Origin of the sequence: Sphingomonas sanguinis (assembly GCF_001476905.1) — a bacterium.
GTDB lineage: Bacteria > Pseudomonadota > Alphaproteobacteria > Sphingomonadales > Sphingomonadaceae > Sphingomonas > Sphingomonas sanguinis_B.
Genome location: NZ_LDTE01000141.1, coordinates 1 through 11499, shown reverse-complemented (window position 1 = coordinate 11499; position 11499 = coordinate 1). Strand labels below are relative to the sequence as shown.

Here is an 11499-nt window from a genome sequence, read left to right as displayed (position 1 = left end):
GGCACCGTCAAGACCATCTCCGCCAAAACCGGCGACAGCCTGGCGGTGGACGCCGTTATCTTGGAGCTCGAGTAGAAATTCAGGAGTGGCGCTTAAACAAACCGGATTGATAAGAAGACAGGTTTCCTGACCTATTTTGGCACCACGCTAAGTCATTGATTTTGCGTCGACGCTCAACCCGTCTGTCGGCGGGTTGCACAGCGAGGGATACAACAGGGGGTACAGCGTGGCAAGGCCATCAAACGGGCTTGTCGACTTGGCGATACCTCAAGCCATAGTCGTGCTTGACGACCTTCGCGGATCGCGGGTCAGCTATAGCTTTGCGACATGCTCCGAGGCGTTGTTCGAGGTGTGATGCCCGAGCAGGCCAGCGGTAGATCCCCATCATCGTATTCCCCTCGACGTGGCCGATTTTGGGACGAAGCCGTCATTCCGAAACGACTCGTCGAACGGCGGCTTTTGCCACCAGCGGACTTTCTCCCACCTGGCACGTGACGATCCCCTTCCGATGGATACTATCCCTTCCCGCTGTAAGCGGGATGAACCATTGCACGAAGCCGCTGCGCAGCAGTGTTGTTGGCGGTGATGTAGCGTTTCTGGGCTGAGGTTTGGTCCTGCGGCAGCGGAGGCGGACGGTGGGTTCTTTGAACGAGAGGAGCTCTGCCATGGCGACGTCACCTACCGCAACTCCCAATCACCCCGCTTCGCCAGCAGATGCTTGACGATATGGCGATGCGTTCGATGCGGGCTCGGGCGCAGCACTACTATGTCCGCCACGTCCACACCTTCGCGGCTTTCCTGAAGCGCTCGCCGGACACCGCGACGGCCGAGGGCGTGCGACGCTTCCAGGTCCACCAGCGCGAACACAGCACCAGCGGGTCCGTCATCGGCGCCACGATATCGGCATTGCGCTTCCTGTTCGGCGTGCCGCTCGACGGCCCGACCTGTCGCGCTAGCTGGTGCTGGCGGCGCGGCCCCGGAAGCTGCCCGATGTGCTGAGCGCCGATGAGGTCGTGCGGCTGCTCGAGGCGGCGCCGGGCATCAAATACCGGGCGGCACTCGGCGTGGCATACGACGCTGGCCTGCACGTGTCCGAGATCGCGCATCTCAAGGTCGACGACACCGACAGCAAGCGCATGCTCATCCACAACGGGGAGGGGAAAGGCCGCAATGACCGCAACGCGATGCTGTCGCCGCAACTGCTCGAACTTCTCAGAAGCTGGTGGCGCGCGGGCAAGCGACGCAGCGTTTTGTTGCCGCACGGCTGGCTGTTCCCGCGGCGCAGCTACACCGACCCGTGAGGTGGAGCCGCCTTCCTAGTTGTTTGATCCCACGGTTTGATGGTGCGATCCTTTCGTTGGGATGGAAGGAAGCCGTATGGGACAGGTACGTCATGGGTGCGCCACGACCACGCACGCCGTCCGAGCAGCAATACAGCGATCGCAAGCTTCGCTCTCGACGCTGAGCCGTGAGTTGGGGAGCAACCCGAAGACCGTTGCGAAATGGCGTAAGAGGGCGACGGTCGAGGACCTGAAGACCGGCCCGAAGGCCCCTCATTCCACCACTCTGTCCGAGGCCGAGGAGGCGATGGTTGTGGCGTTTCGGCGCCACACACTGCTGCCGCTCGACGACTGCCTCTACGCCCGCATCCACACTATCCTAACCGACAACCGCATCCAGTTCGCCGAGCAGCCCCGCAACCGGAACACCGCCTAGTCCCGCCAGATGCGCTTTGACATGATCTGCGAAGCGAACGACATCGAGCACCGGCTCACTAAACCGAACCATCCGTGGACCAACGGACAAGACGAGCGGATGAACCGGACCATCAAGGAGGCGACCGTCAAACGCTTCCACTACGAAAGCCACGACCAGCTCCGGACGCACCTCGCCGACTTCATGGCCGCCTACAACTTCGCACGCCGGCTCAAGACGCTCAGCGGGCTCACACCCTACGAATCCATCGCCAAAATATGGACCTCAGAGCCGGACCCGTTCATCGTCAACCCGATCCACCACATGCCGGGACTGAACACCTAGACGCTAATTGAGGTTATGCCTCCCGCACCGCCAGGCCCGATGGCCTGTACCTCAATGATTGCGGCGCCGGTACCCGATGGCAAAGCGGTCGGACTGTAAAAGGCATCGCCATCGATCCGACCAATCCAGATCCGCTGACCGTCGCCCGAGGATCGCTGGAAGACATCGTATCGCCCGCTTTCGTTCCAGCGCAAGGCAAGGCCGATCGCCCCGGTGTCCGGGTCGACCACCCGGCGGTCCAGCCGCAGCCCTGTCGGCGCCGTGGGCGCGGACGATGTTCGATCGGTCAAGGCGAGCCGCCCGCAGCGGATGTCTATGGCTTGCGTGGCGCCGTCCACCGCCTGGAAGCCCAGCAGGATGGCCGCGATGCGACGTCCGGCGAACTCGCGCAGGTCCAGCCGATGCGGCACCCAGTCGCTCGCCGTTCCGCTGACCGCATTGGGAGAGACCAGCGGCAGCCATCGCACCTGCGTCGGCTGATCCACAAAGATCAGGCCGACTCGCGTCCGCAACCGATCGACCGCGGCCCCGCGTGCGATGAGTTCGAGTGTCGGCATGGCCGAACCTCCGGCGATGGGCAGGTCGGTCTTGTAAAGGTGCAGTCGCGTCTCGGTGGAAGGCCCGAGCGTGCCCGAGACGCGCAGCGACGTGCCGCCGTCATAGGCGACGCTGCGATCGAAGCCCGCGTCGAGCAGCCCCGCGGCATTCGCATTGCGGTCGGTCAACCCTGCAAACGGCGCCCGCCACCATTGCCATGTCGGCAAAAGGTCCTGGACGCCGAGATTGAACCAAGCCGTATTGCTGACCGGCTCGCCGCCGACGAAGAAGGACTGCCCTTCGCCTTCGTTGAAATGGGTGACGAAGGGCATTGCCCCGATCGCCGATCGTTCGGTGATGAAGTTCGCCACGCCATATGTGATGGGCAGGTCCGCTTGGTCGTTATCCGATTTCGAATAATCGTCGTTGGTGGTGGCCCATTCGGTATAGCGGCGGCCCTTGCCATATGCCGCCTGCTGCTCTTCATTGGGGCTGTTGAGCAGCGCAGGGTTCTCGGTCTGGCCGCTATAAATCATTCGCTCAATGGTCGGCAGGTCGGCATTGGCGGGAAGGAAGGCCGCGCCCCGCCCCGATTGCCGGGCGCGCGACAGGTTCAGGATACCGTCGTCCAGCGAATAGAGTTGCAGGCTGCCCTCCACCTTGTCGGCCGCGCTGGGGCTGATGAGGTCGGGGCCGGCCACGCCGATATAGCCCGGGCCGGGATAGAGCTGGAACCCATAGAAGATGTCGAACTTCGTTCGCTGGTACACGCCGATCGCGGCGCTGTTGAGCGCGGGCGAAGTTTGCAGGCCTGCACAGCAATTGCCCGGCCCGCTATAGCCGCTCCATCCCTGGTCCGGCATCGCGCTGTTGGGGGCCGGATCGACCCCGCCTGCCCGCGGGAACAACCGTAGCAGATCGGTCTGACCGTTATAATGCTGGACGTGGAAGCGGGCCAGGCCCGCCTGCGCGGCGGCGGTGCGCATCGCGGCCATCAGATTGGCCACGCCCGTATCGTCGACCGCCGAGCCCTGCTCATGATTAACGAAATAGCCGTCGAACCCGAAATACTGCGCCAGCCTGACATACTGCTTCGCGACGGCTTCGACCGGAAACACGCTGCCGTCGAAGGCTCGCCGATCGGGCTGGAAGATGGTCCCCAGACAGATCGTGCCGTTACGGTGCGCCGCATCGGTCGTCGCCGGATTGGGGATGATGCCGGTACCTGCCCATTGTACCACGATGTCATGGACGCCCAGCCGGCGTGGCACCTGGACGCCCTGCGTGGGCATCGCGGCATGGCGCGTGCGGCGGTACAGATCATTGGAGAAACCGCGCTGAATAGTACGATAGGGCGCCGCCAGCGTGGCCGCGCCTGGCCTTGGATCGAGGGCGGGGTGCGCCTGTGTGGCGGCCAAGGGGTCGATCTGCGCCGCGAGCGGAACCACCGAACGGAAATAGACCGCATCGGGGTCGGTCGACGGATCATAGGCCATGAAGGCCAGGAACGAGTCCGAACTGGGCCGGCTCAGCGGAAAGGCTGGCGCGGTCTGCCCCGCCGATCCATTGGTAGATGTCGAGGATGTGGCCGTCGAGTCGTCCGCGCCACCGCGTTGATCCCCGCCGCCACCCCCGCCGGCGCCATCACCCGCGGCAAATACCACGCCCGCCACAATCAGTCCGGCCATGGCGCTGGCGCCGCCTAGCAAGGCCTGGCGGCGCGACAGCGACTTTTCGCTTCGCCCCCAGCGTTCACCGTACATGTCGAAATTCGTCGGGTCTTTGTCCTCGAACATCGTCCTGTCCTCATTCGCGTGCTTGGGCCGTCACGTTATGATCTTGGATCATCGACCGGGGCCTTTCCCCGGCATTCTGTTCGTCTCGACGCACGGTCAGTAGCACCTGTCGCCGAAGTCCCGACCCGATATCCGGCCCACCGGATCTGCGGCGGGGCGAAAAAATGGGTGCGGTCGCCATCTAGGCAAACATGGCGGACTACCGCACCCAGTCGGGGAAGTGCCTCCATCAAACGGGTCGCGACACCGCCGCGACCCCAGGAACATCAGAACATACGGAACGTCACGCCCGCGGTGAGACGCCTGCCATAACGGCTCCATGCCAGCGGCAGATCGCCATTGGTGGTCGGCCTATCGATGGGATCCAGCAGATTCTGCGCCGCGATCGTCACCGCCAGCCGATCGGTCACGTTATACGCAGCCTGGGCATCCAACTGACCCCAAGCGTTGATATAGGTTGGCGCGTCGGTTTCCGTGCCCACCGTATTCAGATACTTGCTGCGCCACGTATAGGATACGCGCGCTTGGATCGGCCCACGCTCGTAATAGGGCGAAATGGTGTAGCTGAACTTCGACAGATAGGGCAGCGGCAGGTTGCCCGCCTTGTTGAACTGATCGGTATAAGAGCCATATTTCTGATCGAGCACGGTAGCGTTAGCCTGTAGACCGAAGCCCCAGATCAGATTGCCGACGAAACCGATAGAGGCACCGCGCACCTGGGCATTGCTGCCGTTGAACGGCGTATTGATCAGCATCGTATTCGTGCGCTGCAGCTTACCGTTACAGAACAGTGACGAATTTTGCTGGCAATAATTGACCGCCTCGGTTGGGACCACGACCTGAACAAAGGTGTTCTTACGCACGATATACGACTGCACATCGTTGATGAACAGGTCGATATTGAACAGGCTGCCCTTGGCGAAATACCATTCGAACGCGGCGTTATAGCGCCAGGCGCGATAGGGCTTCAGATCGGGATTGCCGCCGGAGCCCCCAAAGTACGGACCGAAGCTGGAATAACGGTCGATGCTGTATTCCACCTGCCCCGACATGTCGGCGAAGCTCGGCCTCGATACGACCTTGCTGGCCGCTGCGCGCAGCTTGATGTCATCGGTCAGGTCGTAGGCGGCGTTGAACGACGGCAACCAGTCGTTATAGCCGCGCTTGATCGTAACCTGCTCCTCGTACCAGGGCTCGTAATCGAGCGTCGAGCGATAGGTCTGCTCGTTGACCGTCCGCGCATAGCGGACGCCGATATCACCCGACAGGCGGCCCATCTCGTAATTGATCTGGCCGTATGCGGCATAGGTGTCTTCGACGGTGTTCCAGAAATTGCCCGCGTCGCGGAAATTGCCCGTCGCATTGCCCGGCGACTTGTTGGCTTCGGAGAATTTGGTCAGCGAATCCTGCGTCAGCCCGACGATGCTGCGCAACGATCCGCCCCCGCCCAAGCCCCGCCACAGGGCCGGGTCCAGGACCGATGTCTGGTACGCCCCCATATTCTCGGTCCGCGGGAACACAGTGTTGTAGAAGGTCGGCTTGTTCAGCGAGATATGCTGTTGGATGCGACCGCCGAACAGGACATCCTTGACCGGCCCCAGATCGGCGTTCCACTTGCCGTCGAACTTGGCATATTGGTAGCGATCGAGCGTCTCGGCATATTTGACGAAGCCGGCCTGCTGTCCGGCGGCCCGCGTCTTAAACAGCGTGGGATCGGTCGGCGACTGGGCCAGCGTGAGCGACGGCCCGTTGCGATCGAAGGCGAAGCTGCCCGAGGTATTGCCGTAGAAGCTGAGATAATATTCGGGATCGCTGCCACCGATAGCCTGGGTGATACCGGCATTCACGATCATATCCATCCGGCCCGGCGACCAGCGTGTCCGGATATTATAGACTTCGGTATTCAGCTTCGAGCGCTTGTAATATTCGTCCATCCGGACGGCAAAATTGCCCGCACCGCCGGTGATGCCCGCCGCCTGGGTGGTGACGGTCGACAGGCGCGTCGGCGGAAACGACCTGCCGTCATAGGCATTGGTCTGGTTCCACGGCACGCTGAAGTCGGTCTGGAACGTCTGAGTGTAATCGGAGAAATCGCCCCAGATACGCAGCGCCGTGGCCTGCGCCTCGAAATTGTCGGACGGCTTGGCCTGGACGGCGATATAGCCGGTGGTGCGGATGCTGTTCGACCGCGACGCATTCATCCACAGGAATTGCGGCACCAGCATCGAGTCATTCAGCGCCGGACCGCTGGTGACGGTGGGCAGCAATGCGGGATTCCTGAACGATCCGGTTGCCCCGTTGGTGCAACCACCCCAGCCATTGCCGTTGCAGACCGGACCGTAGCGCGTCGCGAACGAACCCGAACCCAACACCGACTTGTTATAGGCCACGCTGGCCAGGATGCCGAAGGTCTTGTCCTCGTTATACCAGCTGTAAAGGAGCGATGCGCGCGGCGCGCGTTCCTTGTTGCGTAGGTTCACATTGTAATTAGCCGCAACCGACAAAGTATTGCGCGGCAGTTCGAACGGCAGACGCGAATTGACGATGATTGAGCCGCCGACGCCACCCTCATCCAGCCGCGCCTCGGAGGTTTTGTATACCTCGACCGTGCCGATCAGCTCCGGCGCCAGATTGCGGAAGTTGAAGCTGCGGCCGGTATCGCGATTGTTCGCACCGCTCTCCGTGGTCGCGATCGGCTGGCCGTTGAACTGGGTAAGGATCAGGCGCGAATCGATGCCGTTGATCGACACCTTGGCGCCTTCGCCCCCCGCCGTACGGTCGATGGTGACACCCGGTAGACGCGACAGCGACTCGGCAACATTGACGTCCGGATAGCGCGAGACGTCCTCGGCCGTGATGACGTCGATCTGGGCCGATGATGCCCTTTTGGTGTCGATCGAATTTGCGATCGCATTACGCGTGCCGACGACGACGATATCGCCTTCAGCACTGCTTTCCCCTTTTTCTTCCAGGCGCTTGGTAACGCGGTCGGCGGTACTGCGCGGAGCCCCGTTCTCGGAAGAGCTGTTTGTTTTCCGGTCCTGTGCGGTAGCGGAGACCGACCAGCCGATGCTGGTGATCGCGGTGGTAAACAACGCGAGTGTGCGAATGTTCATAACCCCCCCCTTCCCTGTTGCGATCCGCCGTTTCAGCGTGACTGCAAGAAGAAAGCTAAACTTGATAACCAATCTATGTCAATATAAAGTTTCATGCTTGAATTCGTGTTTGCATATACTCAAATTGGACAGGCCAACTGGCAGGAAGACGGGTTTTTCATAGGGCTGAATGCCTTGTCGTACGGCATCGTCGGGGAGGGAGAGACAGATGGCGAAGCAGGCCGTACGCAGGATCGTGATTGCGGGAGGTGGTGCGGCCGGTTGGATGTCCGCCGCCGTTCTCGCCAAGGTCCTCAAGCCCCAGAACTGTACGATCCAATTGGTCGAGTCGGATGACATTGGTATTATTGGTGTCGGCGAGGCGACGATCGCCGGCATTCACTGGCTGAACAATATCCTGGGGATCGAGGAGGACGATTTCGTCCGTGCGAGCCAGGCGACCTTCAAACTGGGCATCGACTTTCGCGACTGGACCGGCGCGGGCCGCCGTTACTATCACCCGTTCGGCCGGTACGGCGTTCCGCTAGGCGGGGTGGGATTCCATCATCTGTGGGTCAAGGCGCAACGCCTGGGTCTGGCCGCGTCGTTCGAGGACTATTGCATGACCTCTATGGCGGCACGGCTGGGGCGGTTCGACCGCCCGGATCGTGCCCCGCCCGGATCACCGCTGAAGACGCTCAGCTATGCCTATCATCTGGATGCGGGACGCTACGCCCAATATCTGCGCACACTGGCGGTCGGAATGGGGGTCGAGCGGATCGAAGGGACCATCGAACGCGTCGATCAGAATCCCGAAACCGGCTATATCACGCGGCTGCACACCCGGCGCGGCGATGTGGTGGAGGGAGATCTGTTCCTGGATTGCACCGGTTTTCATGCCCTGCTGATCCAAGGAGTATTACAAACCGGCACGATCGACTTGTCCAATTTCCTGCCATGCGACCGGGCCTGGGCCGTCCCCTGCGAGCGCACGGGCGATACCATCGAGCCCTCGACCCGCTGCACCGCACGTGCCGCAGGCTGGCAATGGCGTATCCCGCTTCAGCATCGAACGGGCAACGGCCATGTCTTCTGCAACGAATTTATGAGCGAGGATGAGGCGCATGATGTGCTGATGCGCAACCTCGACGGGCGGCCGCTAGGGGAGGCCAAGCTCATCAAGTTCAAGACCGGACGCACACGCCAAGTGTGGAACAAGAATGTCATCGCGGTCGGCCTGTCGGCGGGATTCCTGGAACCGCTGGAGGCGACGACGATCCATATTATCCTGAATTCGCTGAATAAAATCATAGGGCATTTCCCGCGCCGGACGCCCGATCCTCTCACCGTGGCCGAGTTCAATCGCCAACTCGATCTTCAGTTCGACACGATCAAGGATTTCCTCGTCCTCCATTACCGCCTGTCGGAGGGCCGCGACGAGCCACTATGGCGCTATTTCCGCCAGCTCACCTTGCCCGAGCGGCTGGAGCGGATGATCGAGTCGTTCCGGATGACGGCACGCATCGCGCCCAGCGAGTTCGATCAGTTCAAAGAGGCAAGCTGGTTCAGCGTCATGCTCGGTCAAGGCGTGGTGCCGGAAGATCATGATCCGCTGGCTGACAATATCGACGATGCTGCGCTGGCCAGCCATCTGGCCCGTGTCCGTGACAATATCCGACAGATCGCCGAGCGTATGCCCGCCCATGACGCCTATATTCGCGCCAATTGCGCCACGCCGGTTCCAGCATGACGGCGAACGTGCCCGATCCGGCACTGGCGGCGGCGGCCGATGCGATGCGGCGGGGCGAATCCACGCGGGCGATGCGGCTGGCCAAAGGCGTGACCGAGCAAACGCCAGCCAATATCGACGCCTGGTGGCTTTATGCGCAGGCAGCGATGGCTGCAGGGCGCATGACCGATGCGGAACGCGCCTTCGCGCAAGGGGCCAGCCGGGCCGCTCAGTCTTCGGCGCAGGCGCGTTTCCTAGTCCAGCGCGCTCGTCCGCTGGTCGAGGAAGGACGGCTGGCCGATGCCGTGGGCAGCGTGCGCGCGGCGGTGGCGGCGGGCTTGCGGGAGTCGCGCGATCTGGTGCTGGCCGGCTTCACCCTGACGCATGCCGGACTGCCGGGAGAAGCCCTGCCGCTTGCGGAACAAGCCTGTGCGGCCGCGCCGGACGATGCCGATGCCTGGTATAATCTGGGCAGCATCCGCGAATATGTCGGTGACCGCCCCGGTGCGCAGGCGGCGCTGGAACGGGCGATTGCGGTATCGGGCGGTCGTTTCGTCGCGGCCAGCTATCGCCTGTCACATCTGCGACGCTGGACCGCGAACGACAATCACATCGCCGCGCTCGAGGCCGTCACCTGCCGCACTCCGATCGAAGCGGCGCGGGTCGCCTATGCGCTGTTCAAAGAGCATGACGATCTGGGCCATATCGATGCCGCCTGGGATTGCCTGCAACATGGCGCGGCGATCATGCAGCGGCTGGAACCATGGTCGCGTGATGACGAAGCGGCGACCGTGGCGGCGTGGCGGACACATCTGTCCGCCTCCGCATTTACGGAACGTGACACCGCGCCACGTGAAGGGCCACGTCGCATCTTCATTCTAGGCCTGCCCCGCTCAGGCACGACATTGGTCGAGCGAATCCTGGCCGCGCACAGCCAGGTCCACGCCATGGGCGAGCCCAAGGCGTTCGCCATCGCGGTACGGCGACTGGCGAAGATCAGCGATGCGCCCCTGCTCGACGCGCATGTGGTCGCCGCCGCCGTGAAAATCCCGGCTCGCGACATCGCGCGCTTTTACACGCAGGAAATGGCGCCCTTCAACGGCGGATGTCCAGTCACCATCGACAAACGAACGCAGAATATCCATTATGTCGGGCTGATCCGACGTGCCTTCCCCGATGCCGCGATCGTCGCACTGGACCGCGACCCGATGGATGTGCTGTTCGGGGCCTATAAAAGGCTCTTCGCCGGGAGCCATCATTGGTCCTATGCGCAAAGTGATCTGGCCGATCACTTTCGCCACCATGTCGCGCTCGTCGACCATTGGGCCGGGATTTCCGAGATCGGGCTGATCCGCATCTCCCTGGAAGCGCTGATCGCCGATCCCGAGCCGCACATCCGCCATCTGCTCGATGCCTGCGGCCTTTCGTTCGAGGAGGCGTGCCTTCGCCCCCATGAAGCACAGGGGGCCGTCATGACCGCCAGCGCGACCCAGGTCCGCCGCCCGATCAACGCCGATGGGTTGGGCGCGTGGCGGCGTTACTCGGAACATCTGAAACCGCTACGTGATCGCCTGATCCATGACGGATTGATCGACTGATGGTGAACGGCATGACGACCGGCCCCATCGTCTTGGGCTTTTGATCCCGGGGTTTGATGGTGAGATCCTTCGCAGGAATGGAAGGAGGCCGCATGGGACAAGTTCGTCATGGGTACGCCACGACCGCCTACGTCGTCCGAGGAGCAATGCAGCGATCGCAAGCTTCGCTCGCGACGCTGAGCCGAGAACTGAGGATCAACCCGAAGATGGTCGCGAAGTGGCGGAAGCGGGCCACGGCTGAGGATTGAAGACCGGGCCGACGGCCCTGCATTCAACGACCTTGTCCAAGGCTGGAGAGGTGATGGTTGTTGCGTTCCGTCGGCATGCGTTGCTGCCTCTCGATCACTGTCTTTATGCCCAGCGACCATCGATCCCGCATCTGACGCCATCAACGTTGCATCGTGGTCTCCAACCGCACGGCGTCTCTCGCCTGCCGGAGATCGGAGGTGACAAGCTCAAACGTCAACGCTTCAATCGCTACCCGATCGGCTTCCTCCATATGGATATTGCTAGGGCTGAGACTCAATCAGAGCCAGAATGCGAGCGCGGTTGCGATGGCGACGCCTGAGAGGAAGTTGACGGCGAGTTTATCGTAGCGGGTAGCGACACGGCGGAAGTCCTTGAGACGGCAGAAGGCGTTCTCGATCAAGTGGCGGCCGCGGTATCTGTCTTTATCATATCGGATCGTGCGTTTGCGGTTTCGG

At 62.2% G+C, this 11499-nt stretch carries 6 protein-coding genes and 2 pseudogenes; 5 read left to right on the top strand and 3 right to left on the bottom strand.

Translation table 11 applies throughout. The annotated features are described in order from the left end of the window. Positions 1-732: 732 nt before the first annotated feature. The 3 genes and pseudogenes from SB4_RS20455 to SB4_RS19270 all read left to right on the top strand — a co-directional run bounded on the left by SB4_RS20455 (position 733) and on the right by SB4_RS19270 (position 2040). Positions 733-999 (top strand): phage integrase N-terminal SAM-like domain-containing protein, encoded by a 267-nt coding sequence (locus SB4_RS20455; RefSeq protein ID WP_241488676.1) that lies wholly within the window; start codon positions 733-735, stop codon positions 997-999. Further along, a complete protein-coding gene (locus SB4_RS20450; protein WP_241488675.1) occupies positions 993-1301 on the top strand; it encodes a tyrosine-type recombinase/integrase in 309 nt (102 codons plus the stop codon). Before SB4_RS20455 ends, SB4_RS20450 begins: the two co-directional genes overlap by 7 nt. A gap of 76 nt (positions 1302-1377) precedes the next feature. Beyond that, positions 1378-2040: pseudogene (locus SB4_RS19270) on the top strand (integrase core domain-containing protein). On the opposite strand, the gene SB4_RS17400 reads toward SB4_RS19270, so the two are convergent. Both SB4_RS17400 and SB4_RS17395 read right to left on the bottom strand, forming a co-directional pair. Then, positions 2037-4373: an endo-beta-N-acetylglucosaminidase gene (locus SB4_RS17400; protein ID WP_058753592.1), complete on the bottom strand. Its 2337-nt coding sequence runs from the start codon at positions 4371-4373 to the stop codon at positions 2037-2039. The pseudogene SB4_RS19270 and the gene SB4_RS17400 sit on opposite strands and share 4 nt — an antisense overlap. 266 nt (positions 4374-4639) lie before the next feature. Next, positions 4640-7489 (bottom strand): TonB-dependent receptor, encoded by a 2850-nt coding sequence (locus SB4_RS17395; RefSeq protein WP_058753591.1) that lies wholly within the window; start codon positions 7487-7489, stop codon positions 4640-4642. Between the two features lie 208 nt (positions 7490-7697). Here SB4_RS17395 and SB4_RS17390 point away from each other — a divergent pair, with 208 nt between their 5' ends. Together SB4_RS17390 and SB4_RS17385 are read left to right on the top strand one after the other, a co-directional pair. Next, a complete protein-coding gene (locus SB4_RS17390; protein WP_058753590.1) occupies positions 7698-9218 on the top strand; it encodes a tryptophan halogenase family protein in 1521 nt (506 codons plus the stop codon). After that, positions 9215-10795, top strand: coding sequence for a tetratricopeptide repeat-containing sulfotransferase family protein (locus tag SB4_RS17385; protein WP_058753589.1), 1581 nt, complete (start codon positions 9215-9217; stop codon positions 10793-10795). The genes SB4_RS17390 and SB4_RS17385 overlap by 4 nt, the downstream gene beginning before the upstream one ends. 526 nt (positions 10796-11321) lie before the next feature. Here SB4_RS17385 and SB4_RS17380 read toward each other — a convergent pair. Next, positions 11322-11499 (bottom strand): annotated as a pseudogene (locus SB4_RS17380) (IS5/IS1182 family transposase); the annotation flags it as partial.

Coding starts and splice junctions, on each gene's coding strand:
- SB4_RS17395 (WP_058753591.1), bottom strand. CDS start 7,489: ATGAACATTCGCACACTCGCGTTGTTTACCACCGCGATCACCAGCATC.
- SB4_RS17385 (WP_058753589.1), top strand. CDS start 9,215: ATGACGGCGAACGTGCCCGATCCGGCACTGGCGGCGGCGGCCGATGCG.
- SB4_RS17400 (WP_058753592.1), bottom strand. CDS start 4,373: ATGTTCGAGGACAAAGACCCGACGAATTTCGACATGTACGGTGAACGC.
- SB4_RS17390 (WP_058753590.1), top strand. CDS start 7,698: ATGGCGAAGCAGGCCGTACGCAGGATCGTGATTGCGGGAGGTGGTGCG.
- SB4_RS20455 (WP_241488676.1), top strand. CDS start 733: ATGCGTTCGATGCGGGCTCGGGCGCAGCACTACTATGTCCGCCACGTC.